This window comes from Pseudanabaena yagii GIHE-NHR1, assembly GCF_012863495.1.
GTDB lineage: Bacteria > Cyanobacteriota > Cyanobacteriia > Pseudanabaenales > Pseudanabaenaceae > Pseudanabaena > Pseudanabaena yagii.
This window is the reverse complement of record NZ_JAAVJL010000004.1, coordinates 56,272-75,016: the sequence shown is the minus strand read 5'-3', so window position 1 is coordinate 75,016 and position 18,745 is coordinate 56,272. Positions and strand designations below refer to the sequence as shown.

At 42.7% G+C, this 18,745-nt stretch carries 18 protein-coding genes, 1 tRNA gene and 1 pseudogene; 18 read left to right on the top strand and 2 right to left on the bottom strand.

Annotated features, from left to right (window positions below; all coding sequences use genetic code 11):
- The first annotated feature begins 119 nt into the window (after positions 1–119).
- The 5 genes from HC246_RS22790 to HC246_RS22770 all read left to right on the top strand — a co-directional run bounded on the left by HC246_RS22790 (position 120) and on the right by HC246_RS22770 (position 4,041).
- Positions 120–1,079 (top strand): type IV pilin-like G/H family protein, encoded by a 960-nt coding sequence (locus tag HC246_RS22790; protein ID WP_169365716.1) that lies wholly within the window; start codon positions 120–122, stop codon positions 1,077–1,079.
- A gap of 66 nt (positions 1,080–1,145) precedes the next feature.
- Complete coding sequence (locus HC246_RS22785; protein WP_169365715.1) at positions 1,146–2,081, top strand: NAD-dependent epimerase/dehydratase family protein; 936 nt, start codon at positions 1,146–1,148, stop codon at positions 2,079–2,081.
- A gap of 13 nt (positions 2,082–2,094) precedes the next feature.
- Positions 2,095–2,883, top strand: coding sequence for a peroxiredoxin-like family protein (locus HC246_RS22780; RefSeq protein WP_169365714.1), 789 nt, complete (start codon positions 2,095–2,097; stop codon positions 2,881–2,883).
- Positions 2,884–2,985: 102 nt separating this feature from the next.
- The gene (locus HC246_RS22775; RefSeq protein WP_169365713.1) at positions 2,986–3,705 is read left to right on the top strand and encodes a phytochelatin synthase family protein; all 720 of its coding nucleotides are present in this window, start codon (positions 2,986–2,988) and stop codon (positions 3,703–3,705) included.
- A 36-nt stretch (positions 3,706–3,741) separates the two neighbouring features.
- The gene (locus tag HC246_RS22770; protein ID WP_169365712.1) at positions 3,742–4,041 is read left to right on the top strand and encodes a hypothetical protein; all 300 of its coding nucleotides are present in this window, start codon (positions 3,742–3,744) and stop codon (positions 4,039–4,041) included.
- Positions 4,042–4,075: 34 nt separating this feature from the next.
- On the opposite strand, the gene HC246_RS22765 is transcribed toward HC246_RS22770, so the two are convergent.
- Complete coding sequence (locus HC246_RS22765; protein ID WP_169365711.1) at positions 4,076–5,494, bottom strand: energy transducer TonB; 1,419 nt, start codon at positions 5,492–5,494, stop codon at positions 4,076–4,078.
- Positions 5,495–5,840: 346 nt separating this feature from the next.
- Between HC246_RS22765 and HC246_RS22760 the strand changes: the two genes are divergently transcribed.
- The 5 genes from HC246_RS22760 to HC246_RS22740 all read left to right on the top strand — a co-directional run bounded on the left by HC246_RS22760 (position 5,841) and on the right by HC246_RS22740 (position 11,751).
- Entirely contained in the window at positions 5,841–6,515 is a 675-nt protein-coding gene (locus tag HC246_RS22760) for a MotA/TolQ/ExbB proton channel family protein (protein WP_169365710.1), read from the top strand.
- Entirely contained in the window at positions 6,502–6,900 is a 399-nt protein-coding gene (locus HC246_RS22755) for an ExbD/TolR family protein (RefSeq protein ID WP_169365709.1), read from the top strand. The genes HC246_RS22760 and HC246_RS22755 overlap by 14 nt, the downstream gene beginning before the upstream one ends.
- Positions 6,901–7,070: 170 nt before the next feature.
- Entirely contained in the window at positions 7,071–9,197 is a 2,127-nt protein-coding gene (locus tag HC246_RS22750; RefSeq protein WP_211167930.1) for a TonB-dependent receptor plug domain-containing protein, read from the top strand.
- A 313-nt stretch (positions 9,198–9,510) separates the two neighbouring features.
- Positions 9,511–11,469, top strand: a complete 1,959-nt coding sequence (locus HC246_RS22745; protein ID WP_169365708.1) for an ABC1 kinase family protein — start codon at positions 9,511–9,513, stop codon at positions 11,467–11,469.
- Positions 11,470–11,677: 208 nt separating this feature from the next.
- A tRNA-Arg gene (locus tag HC246_RS22740) sits at positions 11,678–11,751 on the top strand.
- Positions 11,752–11,805: 54 nt separating this feature from the next.
- On the opposite strand, the gene HC246_RS22735 is transcribed toward HC246_RS22740, so the two are convergent.
- The gene (locus HC246_RS22735; protein ID WP_169365707.1) at positions 11,806–12,567 is read right to left on the bottom strand and encodes an IS1 family transposase; all 762 of its coding nucleotides are present in this window, start codon (positions 12,565–12,567) and stop codon (positions 11,806–11,808) included.
- A 63-nt stretch (positions 12,568–12,630) separates the two neighbouring features.
- Between HC246_RS22735 and HC246_RS22730 the strand changes: the two are divergent.
- From HC246_RS22730 to HC246_RS22695, 8 genes and pseudogenes are all read left to right on the top strand, one after another.
- Positions 12,631–13,206: pseudogene (locus HC246_RS22730) on the top strand (transposase); the annotation flags it as partial.
- Positions 13,207–13,414: 208 nt separating this feature from the next.
- Positions 13,415–13,729, top strand: a complete 315-nt coding sequence (locus tag HC246_RS22725; RefSeq protein WP_103668218.1) for an urease subunit gamma — start codon at positions 13,415–13,417, stop codon at positions 13,727–13,729.
- A 7-nt stretch (positions 13,730–13,736) separates the two neighbouring features.
- A complete protein-coding gene (locus tag HC246_RS22720; protein ID WP_169365706.1) occupies positions 13,737–14,159 on the top strand; it encodes an urease subunit beta in 423 nt (140 codons plus the stop codon).
- On the top strand, positions 14,149–15,855 hold the full coding sequence (gene ureC, locus HC246_RS22715) for an urease subunit alpha (RefSeq protein ID WP_169365705.1): 1,707 nt from the start codon (positions 14,149–14,151) through the stop codon (positions 15,853–15,855). The genes HC246_RS22720 and ureC overlap by 11 nt, the downstream gene beginning before the upstream one ends.
- 2 nt (positions 15,856–15,857) lie before the next feature.
- On the top strand, positions 15,858–16,487 hold the full coding sequence (gene ureG, locus HC246_RS22710) for an urease accessory protein UreG (RefSeq protein WP_103668215.1): 630 nt from the start codon (positions 15,858–15,860) through the stop codon (positions 16,485–16,487).
- Between the two features lie 58 nt (positions 16,488–16,545).
- Positions 16,546–17,427 carry an urease accessory protein UreD gene (locus tag HC246_RS22705; RefSeq protein WP_169365704.1) on the top strand — a complete coding sequence of 294 codons (882 nt, stop codon included), beginning with the start codon at positions 16,546–16,548 and terminating at the stop codon, positions 17,425–17,427.
- Complete coding sequence (locus HC246_RS22700) at positions 17,424–17,936, top strand: urease accessory protein UreE (protein ID WP_169365703.1); 513 nt, start codon at positions 17,424–17,426, stop codon at positions 17,934–17,936. The genes HC246_RS22705 and HC246_RS22700 overlap by 4 nt, the downstream gene beginning before the upstream one ends.
- A 19-nt stretch (positions 17,937–17,955) precedes the next feature.
- A complete protein-coding gene (locus HC246_RS22695) occupies positions 17,956–18,642 on the top strand; it encodes an urease accessory protein UreF (RefSeq protein WP_169365702.1) in 687 nt (228 codons plus the stop codon).
- The last annotated feature ends 103 nt before the right edge of the window (positions 18,643–18,745 follow it).

The following is an 18,745-nucleotide window of genomic DNA, read 5'->3' as shown; positions in this document are numbered from 1 at the left end:
TTTTGAGGGCAAAGCGCTGTAGGTTTACTTATGCTTAACTACTTACCTAGAGATCAACCCTTAACCAGAAAGCGTAAAATTATTTGGCAAGCATTGGTCTTTAGATATACTTAGTACTTATGCAATATTCTCTACATAAAACTCGATTACAGCGATGGTTCACTAAGTTAACCCTTGCTCTAACCCTAACAATTGGGGTAAATACTTCAGCATTGATAATGCTACATCACAATTTGGCAGATCTCGAGCATCAGGCGATCGCGGCGGAACCGACAGAATTACCGAATGAAGCCCGACAATTAATCGGCAAATGGCAACTAACAACTTTAGGTAGTGATACAGATTCTCTCACTGTCTTATTTACACCCGACGGCAACCTTTATCTAATTAATCCCAGCAAAAAGACCGCAGTCAAAGCAGAATATCAAGTTAATTCTGAAAATGGACAAGTCTATCTGGACGTTTTTCAGGGTAGTTTTGGTTCGAGAGCGACTTTCTCAATTAACTCAAGGGGACAACTGATCCTTCAGCAGATATTTATGCCTGCAATCATGCAGCAAATGTACTACGGCTCCAGTACAACCAACATTGTCGGCAACCTATTGATGCCTAATATCCTTTTATTAAAGCGGATATCCAATGATACGAAACTGGATGCTGAACTTACTTTCCCTGAGTCTGTCCCTCTTTCATATCTGGCATGGCAAAGTGAAGCAAGAGCCTATATATCAGTTATGAATCGAGGTCATCAGGCTTTCTTTACAGAAAAGGGATATTTTACTAACAAACTGGGGGATCTAGAGCTAGGTATCAAAGATGAGTCAGAAAACTATAAATATCAAGTTGTGGTTTTAGATGCTAAAAAGGCAGTACAGCATATAGCCTTAGCTAAAAAAGATTCTTTGAAATCATATATCGGTTTGGTTTATACAACTAGACTGGTTCCTTATTCTCAGGAGGTACTAACTGTTGAGCTACTCTGTGAGAGTCAGAAGCCAACTCGCCAACCACCACCAAGATTCAAGCTCGCTGCTAAACCAATATGTCCTGATGGATATGTTGCTTTTTCCCGTAAGTAATCAAGGAATTACTAAACCCTACGGTGATAAATCCTATTGTTAAAATCCCCTAAATTATTCAAGAGAATGCCGAAAAAAGTCTTTATTACAGGTGCGAGTGGTTGTGTTGGTCATTATTTGATCGAGGAGCTTTTAGCAAAAACTGATTACGAACTATATCTATTGGTGCGCGATCGCCGTAAGTTACAGATCGATCTTCGCGATCGCCCTAATGTGCATGTCATCGAGGACTCGATGCAGAATATTGGTAATCATAAAGAGTTACTCCGCACGATGGAATTTGTGGTCAGTACTGCCGCAGGCTGGGGGGGAGAAGAAGCATTTATCGTTAATCGTGATAAAACCATCGAGTTGTTTTCCTCTCTTGACCCACTGGTATGTGAACGGGCGATCTATTTCTCAACAGCAAGCATTCTTGATTCCCATAATCAAATTATTCCCGAAGCAGGAGAATTTGGCACAGATTACATTGCATCTAAACATGCTTGTTTAGAGACCTTAGAGAATTCGATAATTCGCGATCGCCTGATTACTGTATTTCCCACCCTCGTGTTTGGTGGAGCCAAGGATAAGCCCTATTCCCACCTTTCTAAGGGATTAAAAGATATTCTCAAATATGTTCCCTATGCCAGATTCCTGAAAACCGATGGTAGCTTCCATTTTGTCCATGCCAGCGATATTGCTCAAGTTGTGACCCATTTGCTAACAGTGCCATCAGTTCCCCCATCACCCGCCCGCTTAGTTTTGGGAATGCAGCGTTTAACTGCTCAAGATTTAGTGGCTCAGTTCTGTGAATTTTTAAATTTAAAAGTTGGTTGGCAATTTGAACTCACTCCTTTTCTGGTTGATACGATTATCAAATTATTCAGAATCGAAGTTGCTGCTTGGGATCGCTTCTGCATTGCCCAGCGCCATTTTACCTATGATGTGGTTTCACCTGAAACCTTTGGCTTAGTTTCCAAATATCCGCGCCTAGCCAATTTACTAGCAGAGGTTCAGTGATCTGATCAACACTATGCAGAATACTTACGAAATTCTTAGTCAAACTCAACGGCAACGGGTTAGTGATGGTGCGATCGCCTCAATATTTGATAGTTGTCAATCAGCATCACGCAAACTCATTTTAGTATTACCTCAGCTAGGCGATTTTGATAGTCTTGAATATATTTGGTGGATTCAAAGAGAATGCGATCGCATTGAATCAGAAGGAATCGCTATTAGAGCGATCGGCATAGGGGATCGCCAGTCAGGCGAATATTTCTGTAAGTTTACAGGTTTTGATCCTAATTGGATGTTTGTCGATAATACGGGAGAACTCCATCGGCAGTTAAATCTCTATGCGGGACTGACGACGAAGTTTCCCTTACTTACATCAGGGCAAAGTGCATGGGTTAATCTCATGTTGATGTGTGCAGGAATTGCGAGCCAAGGCACATTAAAGGAAGTCTTTCGTGGCTATAAAGGCGATCGCCATGCGCCACAGTTAATCGCTGATGATGAGGTTATCAAGGCTGCACCATTACCGCCATTAAAGGGTTCTTTCTTTAAATGGGCGGGTGGCTCTGGGTTTCAGCGTCCCTTTGAGCTTGCCACATTGCGATTGCGAAATATGGCAGAAGTTTTAGGTAATTGGAATGCCTATGTTCCTGATGCTTCATATATGACGCAGCGTGGCGCGACATTCCTATTTGATGCCAATAATCAATTGATTTACGAACATCGCGATCGCGGCATTCTCGGATTTGCCGCTAATCCTAGTTACCCCCTGTCATTTCTATTTCCGAAAGAAACAGTAGTTAAGTAGCTCATCAAACAGTAGATTAAACATTTTTGTAATAAAAACTTTTGATAGTGATGATTTAATTTACTGTCAAATTTTCTCTATTTTCAATGCTAGTTGAATATCATGAAAATTGTTATAAGTATTGTAATTAAAGCATTTATTCTGAGTTGGATATTCGCAGATGGTGTATTTGCCCAAACCCTAAAACTACCGTCAAACTTGATTCCTTTTAACTCTAGCGAAGGTGAAAAACTATTAATTAATAGTCAGTTTAGAAATGACTATTTCCCCCTAAGCATTCATTTTATCACCCAAAAAAATCAAGCATATTGCGGTGTAGCTAGCATGGTAATGGTTCTCAATGCTCTAAATATTGCTGCGCCTGAAACTCCTGAATATCCAAGTTTTCATATGTTTACTCAAGAAAACTTTTTTAATAGCGATCGCACCCGTAAGGTTTCATCTGCTAGCGCTATTTCTAGACGAGGAATGAATTTAGAGAGGTTAGCTCAATTACTAGAAAGCTATGATGTCAAAGTCAAGATCTATCATGCTGGTGATATTGATATATCGCAATTTCGGCAGTTAGTTGCTGATAATTTAAAACAGCCCAATAATTTTGTGATTGTCAACTATTTGCGAAAATCGATTGGGCAAGAGACAGGAGGGCATATCTCGCCGATCGCTGCTTATGATCAATCAACGGATCGCTTTTTAATCCTTGATGTTTCGCGTTACAAGTATCCGCCTGTATGGGTCAAGGCTCAAGAGTTATGGCAGGCGATCGCTACTGTTGATCTTGATGGAGGTAAGACGCGCGGTTTTGTCTTAATCAGTCGATAATTTTACAGTGCCAACTCTCCAATAAGTCTTTAACAAATGCGTGCCAAGATCGATAATGAAGTTCTATTTATTCACCGTGACGATGTGCCGAAATATAACAAACAAGGCTCAATTGTCCGCAATAGTTACTTTTGGGCATTGCGATCGATCGCAGGTAGGTCAAACTCTCGCTACGATTGGGAATTTGAATCGGAAATATGGATTGCCTTACAACGTATGTTGCTCTCGTTTGGGGAATCAGGATATTTACCGACCCGTGAAACCCTATTGGAATTTGATGCAGAAACTGAGGAGATCCCTCAAACTTTACGACTAATCTCCACAAGAATAGATTAATCAAGCACTGCAAAGCATCTCATTATTCGGTTAGTTATTTGCTTGTCTCGACTTTGGTGGAAGATGGAGATGGCTTTTCTTGATTGCTAGGTGACTCAGGCAGTATTACTGGCGCAGGAGCTATTGGTGGCTCTGTTACAAGCGATGGAGTTGTTTGAGGAGTTATTGGTGGCTGAGATATGGTCTCAATGGGTGCGGATGTTGATGGCGTTGGCTTTGTTGGCAGAATATTATCCCTAGGGATATCAACATTTGTTGGTTGCACAGGAGCAGTTTTAGGGGCTACTGGCTCTTTCTGAATCGGATTCTGCGATGTTTGACTAGGTTGGATTGGTGCAGCAATTGGAGCAATGTTTTCCTCACGTTTTGGTTCTAGTTGTCTTTGTTCTTGCCTACGCTTTGCATAATCTGAGTTCTCGATTTGAAAATTGATGCTGGCAGGGATTGCCTGTTTACCATTTTGCGAAGGATCAAACTTCCAATTCCATGCAGCTTGCTTCGCTGCTTCGTCTAATTCAGAATGACCGCTAGAGTTGAGCAATCGCACATTAATCACATTGCCATTGCTATCAACATCAACAGCTACTTTTGCCTGTCCTTCTAAACCGCGATCTCTAGCATTGACTGGGTAATCAGGCTTTGCACAACTTTGACAACGGATTTTAGTATTTGGGGAATTGTTGGAGGGATTAGCAGGAACGGTAGAATTTGAAGGATTGTTAGAGTTATTGGTAGATGTAGAGTTGATATTGCCAGTTGGAAGCCCCAAAGGTGCACCAATTTTTCCTAAAGCACTACTAGACGATCGCCCGTTACCAAAATTACTTTGGCGATCGCCATTTTTACCCCATCCAAGTCCTGTAGCATTTTTGTTAGTACCATTGGGAACTAGAGAGCCTAAAGAGCCTTTGCCTTGAAAAAGATTGGGCGTATTGGGAGCAACTTTTAAGGCATTCGGTAGAGTATTAGACAAAATTGAACTAGTGGTTTTAACAATATCCTTAGCAGCCTCCGCAGGATTTTGGCTATCTATGGGTTTCTCACTATCCGTCGGTGAAAGATTCCCAGCACCTTTAGCTGAGTCGGTAGAAGTATTGTTAGAGTCAGGGTTGCCAATTGTGGATGAATCTTTGAGATTAGCGATTGGGGCAAAGGCGATCGCTTCTTCTATATTTTCGGCTTGACGGGTATCTAATATTTGATTGATATCTTCTAGCTTTGTCTCTTGGGACTCTTCCACAATTTTAAATTCTAGCAATTCCTCTTGGGAGTCGCGATTGGAATTACCAACCTGTCCACCGAGTTGGGGCAGTGCCGAGAGGGTAACGAAATGTAAAGCAACCGAACAAGGAATGCTGATGGACATAAAAATCTTAAGTGCTTTCCATTCGCGATCGCGGTGTGAGTTTGCAAGCTGTTGATGTAGTTCTTGTTCTTGCTGAGTATCATTCATAGTTGCTTTGCAACAATTTCAAAAAGTTTCTTGTTCGGGTTTGAGCGCAAAACGCTGTAAGTAGCTAGGCATAATTAATTAAAAACCAAAACCCATAAAGTTGCGCCCCATAGGGGCGCAACTTTATGGGTTTTGGTAATTTATTTTGCACAAGCACATGATAAGCGATGTAGTAAAAAAGCAGAGCAAATTTTGTTGGGAATTTGATTTGACAGTTTTACCATAATTTATAGTTCTCAAAGTTTGACAGGCTGTCAAACTTTCTTTAGTTATAAAAAAGCGATATGGTAAAGAGTCAAGCAAAAATTCAATCTTTTACGCTTTTTACCTGCTGCTTTAACTTTTTATGGACATTGGACGAATTTTTGTTGCTGGTGGAATTGTCATGTATCCACTGACGGCTTTCTCAGTTTTGGCTGTTGCTCTTGCTGCTGAACGTGTGAAATTTTGGTTAACGATTAAACGTAAGCAAAAACGTTTGGTACGCGATGTTTTAAAAATTTATGCTAGCGATCGCGAAACTGCCTTAGCAAAGTTACAGAACAATTTACAATTTCCGATCGCCCGAATTTTTTTAGCTGCTCTGGAATTAGAATATCCGAATCCCGAAGAATTTAGGCTAGCCCTTGAGAGCGAAGCTCAGGCTGAGGTTCCTATTCTCAAGCGCTTTAATACTGCTTTTGAAACAATTATCAGTCTTGCCCCATTATTGGGACTATTGGGGACAGTACTGGGATTGATTACTTCATTTGCCTCGCTTACCCTTGGTGATGTGGGGGGCAGCCGTACCGCTAATGTGACCGCAGGTATTAGCGAAGCTCTTGTTTCGACAGCTTCAGGGCTAGTGGTTGCCATCTTTACCTTAGTTTTTGCAAATACATTTCGCGGATTTTATCAGCAGGAAATTGCTTTAATCCAAGAATATGGCGGTCAACTAGAGCTTCTCTATCGTCGCTACTACTATGAGCCAGAGATAACTCTACGCAAAGATTTAAGAAGGGATAACTATGCGACTTCCTGAAGAACCTGAATCTCCTTTTCAAATCAATATCATTCCGATGATTGATGTTGTGTTTGCGATTTTGACATTTTTTATTACCGCGACACTTGTACTCAATCGCACGGAAGGCTTGCCAGTGAGCCTTCCTCAAGCTTCGACCGCCAAATCACAAACTCAGAATAAAATTGTCGTTTCCCTAGATGCCCAAGGCAATCTCTTTCTCAATCGTCAGCCAATTGCTCTAGAGCATCTGGAGCCACAGGTGCGATCGCTAATACTTCAAGAGAAGCAAAATATTGTAGTGATTAACGCTGATGAAAATGTTGCTCATGGAAAAGCGATCGCCGTCATGGATCGTATTCGTAAAATTGAGGGTGCAAAAATGGCGATCGCTACGAAAAAATAGTTTGGTTCTAATAAATGCCTAAATAAGTCTAAAAATACTCAAAAACAATTAAGTTTGACGTTCTGTCTTTTGACTTTAACTATTAAGAAAGCAGATAATTCATTACTTTAGATTTAATTCTAATCAAATCTAAAGTAATGAGATTGAACTTGTGAGGAGTTGAGACAAATATGAATTGTGTGAAGTTGCTACTCTTAGCTCCTAGCTTTGCCGTAGCTATTTTTAGTGCTGCCGATTTGACTAAAGCAGAACCCATAGTTGCCCCTAAAAATATTCATAAGGATATTAATCAGGTCAATCAAAATACAAATATTTTGACAGTTGGGGAATTGCAAGCCCAAGCATCTCAAGTAAGCTCAGATTTACTACCTGCGCGATCTAATTTAGGAACTGCGTCTAAACCTGAATCCGTTGCTCAAACCCCTGATAGTGATGAAATTCAGCTTGATGTCACAGGTAAAAAATCTCCATTTGCTCCTACTTCTGCACCTGCCTATATTGTTCCGAAAGAAGAAATTGAGAAACGGAATCCTAGTACCGCAGCCGAACTTTTACGCAGCTTACCAGGATTTGCAATTAACGACTATGGTTTTGGCGCAGATATCCATACTGGAACTTTTTTGCGGGGCTTTTCGATTACCCAAACAATTTTCCAGATTAACGGTCGCTCTATAGGCAGTAATATCAGTACCTATCATGGCGCAACTGATTTAAATAGCATTCCCGTTGATGCAATTGAAAGAGTAGAGTTAACAGGCGGCACAAGTGCTACTCTCTATGGCTCAGAGGCTTTTGGTGGCGTTGTCAACCTAATTACTAAGAAAGAGCCTCAACCGCTTAAGGCAACTGCTGGCATCGAATTAGGCTCTTACGGCTATCAACGTTATCGTGTTGGCTATGGAGGTACAAGTGGCAATGTCAATTTCCGTTTAGGCTATGAGCGTTTCTCAACGGATAATAATTATCCCGTACCTGTGGGAGCAGCTAATCGCAATCCTGCTGATGGTCGTCTGTTTAATGGCGATACAAGGCTCGACAACTTTTATGGTAGCGTTGATTTCCCCTTTGATTCTCGCAATTCTTTGAGCATTGATGCTTATAAGACCGCTAGTCGGCGTGGACTGCTTTATTTTGGCTTCCCACTGCAACGCGATCGCCTCGACCATGATTTGTTTAATATTGGTGCAACGCTTACTAGCAAATTAGGTCATGGTGATGATTCGATCTTAAAGACGACAATTGCGTTTAATCAAGATTTCTTTAATACCTATAATCCTAGTGGTGGTGCTTTCCGCAATGGCGCTTTGGACTCTAGAGCTTTGAGTGGTCGCATTGAGCATCAATGGCAACTTACAGCAAACAATAAACTCACTTGGGGTTTTGATATCAATAGTAACTCTCTGCGAGGTGACGTTTTTAGTACGGTTCCTGCATTAGTTCCCTTTAATGGCACTATCAATCGCGATCGCTCCCTGATAGCTCTCTTTGCTCTGAATACATGGAAAATCGATAATAATTTCCAATTAGAAGCAGGACTACGCCAGAATTTCACCAATGATTTTGGCAGCTATCTCAATCCCACTATTGGCACAAGATGGAATATCACACCTGATATTGCCTTTCGCAATAGCTTTGCTGTGCTTCAGCGCAACCCTGGACTCGACCAGCTTTATGTATTTGATACAGTGCATAACTGGCAGCCTAATCCTAATCTCATTCCTGAGCGGGGAATCGCATGGACGGCTGGGCTAGACATCAATGTGACTGAATCTTTGCTGGCGCAGCTTACTTACTTTGGCAGTAGCTTTAGCGATCGCTTAGGAATTATCGCAGGACAGTGGCAAAACATTGGACAGGTTAACACCAACGGTATTGAGGCAGCTCTGAAATGGAAAATTTCCCCTGAGTTTTCATCATTCCTCAACTATACCTATACAGATGCCAAAATTACTAGTAGTAAAACAGCTTCAGAAGTTGGTTTGCAGTTAGCGACGGTTCCCTATTCTGTCGGTAAGTTAGGCGTGAGCTATGAATCCAATGGTTGGCAAGCGAATCTATTTTTTAATTATTCCAGTGGCTCACGCCGTGCGGTATTTAATAATGCTGCCGCAGGGCAAGCGGCTACTGATTTTTCGCCTTCCTATCTAAGTCTCGACTTTAATGCTAAAGCGCCATTATCTAAAAATCTTGCTCTAACCCTAAATCTTGAAAATCTGACTGACAATAGTTACGAAAAAACGAATCGGATCTATCAACCAGGGCTGACTTATAGAGTAGGGCTGCAAGCAAGCTTTTAATCCAATCAATAGAGGTTAGTTGCAAAGCCACTAACCTCTATTTTGTGAAACATCCAGCAATTGGTACTTAAAAATAACGTCAGTTGGGGTTAAGCTAGCAAACTTTAAAAGCCCAAAAGTAAAAGCCTTGCTACGCAAACCCTCTCTCAAAGCCCGTTTCAAATTATCCCGAACTCGCGTTAAAAATATTAAAAAGCGGCGTAATGCACTGTCTTGTACTTTGAGCTTAATTCTAAAGAGCGATCCCGAATTGTGTAACAAATTGTTAAACTAATCTATACGCTAAGTCTAAAAGTGAGCCTACAAAAGTCCTATGTCCGCAACTAAATCAGACTTTGAGTTAGATCGTTATGATATTCAGGCGATCGCCAATTACTACCGTAACCAACCTCTGCGGGTCTGGTGGCGCTGTGTAGTGATTTTTGTGCCACTAATTTGGTTGTTTCTCAGATTGCGCTTCAATACTAAAGCATCAGCAGAAAAATTAAAAAAACTGGCGATCGAATCGCGTCAACTTGTAACTCGACTGGGACCTGCCTTCATCAAGATTGGTCAAGCCCTGTCAACCCGTCCAGATATCGTACCGCCGATATTCATGGACGAGCTTTCCGAGCTACAAGACCAATTGCCAGCATTTGACAATGATATTGCTTTCCAATTTATCCGTGATGCTCTAGGGGCTGATCCATCAGAAGTCTATGCAGAAATATCCGAAAACCCGATCGCAGCCGCATCTCTAGGACAAGTCTACAAGGGGAGATTGAAAACGGGGGAACTCGTCGCCATCAAGGTTCAGCGTCCTGATATTGCCGCAGGTATTGCCCTTGATATGTATATCCTCAGAGGCATTGCCACATGGATGAAGAAGACCTTCAAATTTGTGCGGAGTAACTTAGCTGGAATTCTTGATGAGTTTGCAAGCCGCATCTTTGAGGAAATGGACTACACCTTTGAGGGACATAATGCCGAAAAATTCGCCAAATATTACGGCGAATTAGAAGGAATCTATGTACCGAAAATCTATTGGCAGTACACCGCTAAGCGAGTGCTGACTATGGAATGGATTGAAGGCATTAAGTTAACTAATGTCCAAAAAGTCAAAGAGGCTGGCTTTGATAGTCGGCACATTATCGAAGTTGGTGTGCAATGTTCTTTAAGACAGTTACTCGATTATGGCTATTTTCATGCTGATCCACATCCAGGAAATCTGTTGGTAATGGAAGATGGTAGACTAGCCTATCTAGACTTTGGAATGATGAGCGAAGTTTCGGCAGAACAGAGATTTGGTCTCATTGAAGCGATCGTGCATTTGGTAAATCGTGACTTTGCAGCCCTCTCTAAAGACTATGTGCGCTTAGGTTTTCTCACAGAGGATATTGATTTTAGTGCGATCGTGCCTGCTTTATCGGAAGTGTTTAATCCGCCTGAAGGTCAGAGCTTGACACAAATGGATTTTAAAGACATGACCGATCAACTTTCACAGATCATGTATGACTATCCCTTCCAAGTTCCTGCCTACTATGCTCTAATTATCCGATCGCTAGTTACGCTCGAAGGTATTGCTTTTAGCGTTGATCGCAACTTTAAGGTGTTAGCTGTCGCCTATCCCTATGTTGCGAACCGATTGCTGAACGACCCAGCCCCAGAGTTACGGATGGCTCTTAAAGATTTGCTATTCCGCGATGGTGAATTCCGTTGGAATCGCCTCGAAAATCTCTTAAGTAATGCTCAAACTAATCCTGACTATAATTTGAATGGAACTCTCGATAAAGGCATAGATTTTCTTCTATCTGATCGTAGTGAGTTCATGCACGATCGCATTATCGATGAAATTGTCAAAGGTATTGAAGTAGAAGCCAGTAAGCGCTTACCTGAGAGGCTTCGCACTTCTCTAATTGGCGACATTGTGGTTGATCCTCAAGTTAAGGAAAATATTACTAAGACAGAAACGCCATCAAGTTTAGGATATATCGCAAGACTATGGTCAATCCTCCAAAAAGATAAGCCAATCACTCCCAATGATATTTTGCCCTTAGCAACTCGCATCCTCAGTAAACCTCAAACTCTCAGCCTTGGTCGTGATGTGGTATCTAAGTTAGCCCAGCGATCGCTAGTAAGGACAATTCGTGGAGTCTTACTTCGTGACGAGAAAAAGTATCAGACTGATAAACAGGAAACTCTGTTTAAGGATGCTTCCAATAGTTCTCAAAATGAAGAAAGGGAATTAGTTGGATCTGGTTTAAGGCGATCGGTTAATGGACGCAGTTGGTAAATTGCGAATTAATTCAGATCAAATCTCTGTAATGCAATGATATATAGATATTTGATCTGAATTAACCTTTGAAAGCAACGCTTTCAAAGGTTTCTCGAAGCTCTATAAGTCAGTAACTGAAAATCATTAATTCTTTGGTGCTATCAAATTTGGGTGACGATGGTTATAATATTTGTATAATTGCTGTAAATTACTAAACACAGTTTTTGGGGCTGTGGCTCAGTTGGATAGAGCAAGCGCCTCCTAAGCGCTAGGTCATCGGTTCGATCCCGATCAGTCCCGTTAGTTGAAATATATACATTACAAGCCAAGACTACAATGATATTGTGGTCTTTTTTATGGTAGTCCTAAAAAGGATAAGGATGAACGAGCAGGCAAAGAAGCGTTGTAGTAATGAATAAAATTCCAAATCGCGCCAATGTGGTTTTCCAACTTTTTAGAAAAGGATAGGTTTTTTCTAACTAGTCTTGATACTCGTTGTCGTAACGTACAGTTGAATCTCTCAATATAATTGGTCTTTCCAGAGTCTTTACCGACTGCCCTATGACGTTTGCTGGGTAGGACAACTGGATAAGGTGTGTAGAAATCAGTGTAAATCACCGCACATTGTCGATAGACACTAAGCAACGATTCCCATAACTTCTGAGCTGAGTCCCCAGAACGATCGCCGATATAACAACCCACTATTTCAAGAGTCTTGGCATCAATGGCAAGCCATACCCACTGTTTATTGCCTTTTTCATCCACAAAAGACCATAATTCATCCATCTGTATGGTCAAACGGTGTGTTGTTTTTGGTTCTACCTTAACCTGTTGAGGAACGTTCTCATATTTATGATTGACGTAGCTCTGCAACCATCGTTCTGACACCTTGAGGACGCTGGCAATTCCAGCTAGAGGGATTTTTTCTAGTAGTAGTGTCTCTAAAAGGTCATAAGTGTCTTGGATACGCTCTGAAACTCTCTGCCACTGTGGATTTTCTACAAATTGACGACCACAATCCCGACATTTATAATTTTGTTTCCCATGCCTTGTACTACCGTTTTTAACCACTGATAACGACTGGCTGGATGGGCACGATGGCATTGACTCTGACATTCGCTTTACTTTGTAACAACCATCTGGATATTTTCCTCCATCCTTTCCTTTTTATCACTACCAGGGGAAGAGTGGTTTGACTATTTGCAGTATGAGCCATGTACCCCACTTAGAATCCGCATTCGTAAAAACACTTTGCTTGACGATGGACAAAAACAACTGCGGGCTGAAGTTTGTTTTCAAGACCTCCAGATTGGTGAATTTAGGGTGTTGTGCAAACGTAGGCAAATTTGGGGACATTGGCTTTATATTGCAGCAATGCGTCTAGAGGATGGCGATTTGTTGCTCTTGGCTACTGACCATGCTCCTTATACTGCTGTTACTGACTATGCTAAGCGTTGGGGCATTGAGACTTTGTTTGGTTGTTTTAAATCCCGTGGCTTTTGTCTAGAATCCACTCATCTTCAGGACGCAGAAAGGCTTTCTAAACTTATTGCTTTACTCACTCTGGCTTTGTGTTGGTGTTTTTCTTCTGGGCTTTGGCAATTCTTACTCAATCCTCTCAAACCTAAAAAGCATGGTCGCTTACCTAAGAGTATTTTTCGTCTTGGATTTGATTTCCTTCGTCATATCGTCTTTGACTTACACCTCAATTCTGTTGCCTTTTTCAACTCCATTAAATTTTTGTCCTGTACTTAGCTCAAGACAGTATCTACGATGGAATAAGGCTCTCAGGGCATTTTCGCGTAAGTCCTATTTATATTAGGACTTACGCGAAATCCTAATATAAATAGAATTCTAAAAATAATCCTTAAATAATTCAAGAAATTATTGTAACTTTTACTACTCACTAACTAGAAAAGAAACAACATAATGCAACAGCCATTAGACCGTTTAAAGAGTTGATATGTACTTAACTCCCAGAGAGGTTGAACGGCTGACTGTTTTTACAGCAGCCGAAATCGCCCGTCGTCGCAAAGAAAAAGGTCTCAAACTGAATGTACCTGAAGCGATCGCCTACATTATTGATGCCATGATCGAAGGCGCACGCGAAGATAAATCCGTGGCGCAGCTGATGTCCGAAGGTGCGACTTTATTGACGACCGAGGATGTTTTGCCGGGCGTGACAGAGCTAATTCCGTTGATTCAGGTCGAAGCTCATTTTGCCGACGGTACTAAGCTGATCAGTATTCACAATCCAATTCGTAGCCCTGGAACCTGAAACTGATATGACAAACATTCCAACTTCAAACTCTCAAAATTCTTTTCCTGGTGAAGTGCTCTGCGAATCTGGCTCATTGCAACTAAATGCTGGTCGAGAGACTAAAACTCTGACAGTAGCGAACTTAGGCGATCGCCCGATCCAAATTGGTTCCCATTACCACTTTCTAGAAGTGAATCGGGCTTTGCAATTCGATCGCGCCCAAGCTTATGGATTTCGGTTGGACATTCCTGCTGGGACAGCGATTAGATTTGAGCCGGGAGATACCAAAACTGTTTCGTTAGTAGCGATCGCTGGCACAAGACATATCCAAGGACTGAATAGCTTGGTAAATCAGGCGTTAGATGCTCCCAACGCCAAAGAAATGGCGATGGAGCGCGTGCAAAGATTGGGTTACAGCACGATAGTAGAGGAAAGTCATGGAAATTAGTCGGGAGCGTTATGCTGAGCTGTTTGGTCCCACCACAGGCGATCGGATTCGGTTAGGGGATACATCATTAATTGCGGAAGTTCAGAGAGATACTACTGTCTATGGTGATGAGTGTGTTTTTGGCGGTGGTAAAACTCTCCGTGATGGTTTGGGCTTAGCTTCTGGGGTGACAGCGGCGGAAGGAGCCTTGGATCTTGTCATCACCAATGTGGTGCTGATCGACCCCGTGCAGGGGATTGTTAAGACAGACATTGGCATCAAAGATGGCAGAATTGTCGGTATTGGTAAAGCAGGCAACCCTGGCGTAATGGATGGAGTCCAGCCCAACCTAATTATTAGTGCCAATACAGATGTTCGATCTGCTGAAGGCTTAATCGCTACACCAGGTGGAATTGATTGTCATGTTCATTTTGATAGTGCAGGTCTCTGTGCCGAGGCGCTTTCTAGCGGATTAACGACTATGATTGGGGGTGGATTGGGACCAGTCACCGTGGGCATCTGTTCGGGCGGAGCCTATAATATGGGCTTAATGCTGCAAGCTTCTGAGGGGTTTGCGATTAATTTTGGCTTTTTGGGTAAAGGGAGTTCGAGTCTCCCAGCAAGTCTCGTCGAACAAATAGAAGGCGGTGCGATCGGGCTAAAAATTCATGAGGATTGGGGCGCAATGCCTGCTCTGATTGACACCTGTCTTTCTGTTGCCGATCTGCATGACTTTCAAGTCCAAATTCACACTGATACGCTCAATGAGTCAGGCTATGTGGAAGATACGCTAGCAGCGATTCGCGGTCGGACGATCCACATGTACCATACTGAAGGTGCTGGCGGTGGACATGCCCCAGACATCATTAAGGTGGCTTCCTATTCTCACTGTCTACCGTCTTCTACTAATCCCACCAATCCCTATACGGTTAACACCTTTGATGAACATCTAGACATGGTAATGGTCTGCCATCACCTCAATCCAAAAGTTCCTGAAGATGTCGCCTTTGCGGAATCTCGTATTCGTGCTGAAACTATTGCTGCCGAAGATATTCTGCATGATATGGGAGCAATCAGCATGATGGGTTCCGATAGTCAAGGTATGGGCAGGATTGGCGAAGTCATCTGTCGTACTTGGCAATTGGCTTCCAAGATGAAAGACCAACGTGGCGCACTTCCTGAAGATAGCGATCGCCATGATAATCAACGGATTTTGCGTTACATCGCAAAGTACACAATTAATCCTGCCAAAACCTGCGGAATTGATTCCCATGTAGGTTCAATTGAGGCAGGTAAAATCGCGGACATTGTGCTTTGGCATCCTGGTTATTTTGGAGTTAAACCAGAGCTAGTAATTAAGGGAGGCTTTATCGCTTGGTCGCCTATGGGAGAATCAAATGCTTCGCTCATGACTTGCGAACCCATCCTTTATCGTCCTCAATGGGGCAGCTATGGTAGTGCCAAGCAGTCTACTTCTTTTTGCTTTGTTACTCAGACTGCTTTAGATTGCGGCTTAGCCGACAAGCTAAAACTTCGCAAACAACTTTTGCCAGTCAAAAATACGAGATCCCTCAGCAAAGCAGATATGTTACATAACAATGCTTGTCCTGAAATCGAAGTCGATCCCGACACTTTTCAGGTACGGGTGAATGGTGAAATTGCCACCTGCGAACCTGTTTCGCGTGTTCCTCTTGGTCGGCTGTATATCTTTAGGTAAAAATGAAAAAATCAGTGGCGCGTTTGGGTGTCGGTGGGCCGGTCGGCAGTGGCAAAACGGCTCTACTGGAAAGGTTATTACCTTTACTAATGCAGCAAGGGATTGAAGTCGCTGTGGTCACAAATGATTTGTTGACGCAAGAAGATGCCGATCGCCTCAAGCGTCAAGGAGTCTTACCTGCCAATCGAATTGTGGGTGTGGAAACAGGTAGTTGTCCTCATACCGCGATTCGTGAAGATCCGACAATGAATTTGTTGGCAATCCGCAATCTAGAGCGAGCTTTTCCAGAACTCGATCTGGTATTTGTCGAAAGCGGTGGCGACAATTTGGCATCGACATTTAGCTATGACTTAATTGATGCTTATATTTTTGTGCTGGATGTGGGCGCAGGCGATGATATTCCCCGCAAAAATGGGCCGGGATTTATGCAAGCCGATCTGGTGGTAATTAACAAAATTGATATTGCGCCCTATGTGGGAGCTGACCTGAACATCATCGATCGCGATGCTACCGAACGAAGAAAAGGTAAACCGATCGCCTATACCAACTGTAAAACGGGTGAAGGATTAGATCGGGTGATGCAGTTCATCTTTGACAAATTACTATTTCAGTCCGTTCGAGAACTAGCTTGATCAACTCGATTGCGAACTCGTTGAGAACACAATTTAAGAATATGAATAAACGATAGATATGTTAGCTGAACTCATCGCTCCACCAATCACCAAGCTAAACCCTCCAGTTTCCCCACAACAACTCACCTTAGAGATGGGACTCGATCAATTTGGGCGATCATTTGTGTATCGTCAGTATGCAACCTATCCTTTTCGGCTGTCCCGTCCGTTAAGGCTCGACCCTACCGATGCCCATCGCGCTTATCTATACATTATGAATTCTTCCCCTGGGCTGTTGGCGGGCGATCGCTTTCAGATCGGAGCCAAATTACGCGATCGTACAAGTCTGTATCTCACTGATCAGTCAGCCTCAAAAGTCCATCTAATGCCATTTGGTCAGTTTGCCCGTATTCGTTATGACTTTGAGATTGGCGCAGGGTCAAGTTTGGAGTTTGTCCCTGAACCACTGATTCTCTATCGCGATGCCAATCTGGAGCAGACTATCCAAATAGCGATCGCCCCAACTGGGAACCTGTTTCTAAGCGAAATCATGATTCCTGGGCGGTTAGCAAGGGGAGAATGCTTCCATTTTAGGCAGTATTTCAGTCGCTTAAAAGTCTGTAACACTGACGGAGACTTGGTCTTTACCGATGCGATGCGTTTGCTGGGCAAAGCTGAGCCGCTGACTAACAATCCAATTTTTACATCTCAACCAATTCTTGCCAGCATAATTTTAGTTGCGCCAGAGGGCGATTTACAATCTTTGGAACGGGATTTAGAAGGGTTTGTCCAAATCTATCCAGAGTTAACTGCCGCCTGTTCGACCTTGCCTAACTGTAATGGTTTGCTTATGCGTGCGATGTCGTCAAATGTACCGAGCCTTAAAGCCTATATCAACTATGCATTGACCAGAATGCGGCATCTAAATGCTCAACCACCTTTACCTGAGATATACAAATGACAGTCCTAACCGAAACCTATTTAGGTAATCAAGAAATCGATAAATCTCTACAGCAGCAAGTATTGCAAGCTCAACAAGCGGGAACCTTGCTAGAGGTCTATTTGCAACCAGAAGATAGTGGCAAAGGTCGTATTCATGCTTTTTCGACAACGGGCATTGAGCTAGGCATCATCAAAAGCCGAGAGCAGTCGCTCGGAACAGGCGATTTGTTCGCGATGCAATCTGGACAATTACTGTTAGTCAATCTCACTGGGCAAACTGTGATGACTCTGAGCGTTAGTGGTGATGTCTCAAAACATGCGATTGACTTAATCTATTTGGGACATGTACTTGGTAACCATCACTGGCCGATTCTAGTAAATGGCGATCGCATTTATGTAGAAATGGTAGCCGATCGCGCTGTAATGGAAGCCACTGTAAAAAACGTCAATATTCCGAACTTATGTATTGACTATGAAGTGCGCTCTTCCACTAATCAGATTCAATTTTCCTCCCATTCTCATCACTAATTATCGCCAATTGATTGCTATGATTGATTCTCGTCTTGCTCTGATGCAATTGTCTGATTCTTTTTTTCCATCGGGTTCCTTCACGCTTTCCCACGGTTTGGAAGCAATGGTGCAAACTAATCAGATTCATAATCCAGAGGATATAGAAACATTTCTCTATTTGTTGCTACATAACAAAGTGGGTTGTTCAGATTTGATTGCCCTCATCCATGCGCATCGTGCCAGCACCAACAACGATCTACAGGAAGTGCGGCGAGCGGATGCATATTTGTATGCTCAGATGTTAATTCAGACGACCCGTGAAGCGCAGCAGCGAAGCGGACAGGCTTTATTACTGGTAGCGCGATCGACTTGGAATGATCCTCAACTGGAAGCATTGCAGGAAGATGTTGATATCAACAAAACGCCAGGTTTACACCCAATCGTGTTTGCGATCGTTGGTCGTGCAGTGCATCTAAGTGAACGCGATACAAGTTTTGCATTCTTGCATAATTTTGTGACGGGGATAGTCGGTGCGGCGATTCGTTTGGGCGTTTTGGGACATTTGAGCGCACAGAGTATTCTTTGCAAGATGGCAACAGAGATCGACGCGATTGTCTCTCAATCAATGTCACGCTCCTTGGATGACATGTGGTCTTGTACACCTGCGATCGATATTGCTCAAATGTCCCACCATCGACTGACTAGCAAACAGTTCTCAACATAATATTAGGACTGATGTTACGTGGAACGCAGATGATAGACCTCTTGCTGCTAGCGTGACAGGGCAAGCACGTGGGCATTGCCCCTTGTATCTTAAAAGAAGGTCA

Coding starts and splice junctions, on each gene's coding strand:
- HC246_RS22700 (WP_169365703.1), top strand. CDS start 17,424: ATGACAGTCCTAACCGAAACCTATTTAGGTAATCAAGAAATCGATAAA.
- HC246_RS22785 (WP_169365715.1), top strand. CDS start 1,146: ATGCCGAAAAAAGTCTTTATTACAGGTGCGAGTGGTTGTGTTGGTCAT.
- ureC (WP_169365705.1), top strand. CDS start 14,149: ATGGAAATTAGTCGGGAGCGTTATGCTGAGCTGTTTGGTCCCACCACA.
- HC246_RS22725 (WP_103668218.1), top strand. CDS start 13,415: ATGTACTTAACTCCCAGAGAGGTTGAACGGCTGACTGTTTTTACAGCA.
- ureG (WP_103668215.1), top strand. CDS start 15,858: ATGAAAAAATCAGTGGCGCGTTTGGGTGTCGGTGGGCCGGTCGGCAGT.
- HC246_RS22770 (WP_169365712.1), top strand. CDS start 3,742: ATGCGTGCCAAGATCGATAATGAAGTTCTATTTATTCACCGTGACGAT.
- HC246_RS22745 (WP_169365708.1), top strand. CDS start 9,511: ATGTCCGCAACTAAATCAGACTTTGAGTTAGATCGTTATGATATTCAG.
- HC246_RS22720 (WP_169365706.1), top strand. CDS start 13,737: ATGACAAACATTCCAACTTCAAACTCTCAAAATTCTTTTCCTGGTGAA.
- HC246_RS22705 (WP_169365704.1), top strand. CDS start 16,546: ATGTTAGCTGAACTCATCGCTCCACCAATCACCAAGCTAAACCCTCCA.
- HC246_RS22780 (WP_169365714.1), top strand. CDS start 2,095: ATGCAGAATACTTACGAAATTCTTAGTCAAACTCAACGGCAACGGGTT.
- HC246_RS22750 (WP_211167930.1), top strand. CDS start 7,071: ATGAATTGTGTGAAGTTGCTACTCTTAGCTCCTAGCTTTGCCGTAGCT.
- HC246_RS22735 (WP_169365707.1), bottom strand. CDS start 12,567: ATGTCAGAGTCAATGCCATCGTGCCCATCCAGCCAGTCGTTATCAGTG.
- HC246_RS22695 (WP_169365702.1), top strand. CDS start 17,956: ATGATTGATTCTCGTCTTGCTCTGATGCAATTGTCTGATTCTTTTTTT.
- HC246_RS22760 (WP_169365710.1), top strand. CDS start 5,841: ATGGACATTGGACGAATTTTTGTTGCTGGTGGAATTGTCATGTATCCA.
- HC246_RS22790 (WP_169365716.1), top strand. CDS start 120: ATGCAATATTCTCTACATAAAACTCGATTACAGCGATGGTTCACTAAG.
- HC246_RS22775 (WP_169365713.1), top strand. CDS start 2,986: ATGAAAATTGTTATAAGTATTGTAATTAAAGCATTTATTCTGAGTTGG.
- HC246_RS22755 (WP_169365709.1), top strand. CDS start 6,502: ATGCGACTTCCTGAAGAACCTGAATCTCCTTTTCAAATCAATATCATT.
- HC246_RS22765 (WP_169365711.1), bottom strand. CDS start 5,494: ATGAATGATACTCAGCAAGAACAAGAACTACATCAACAGCTTGCAAAC.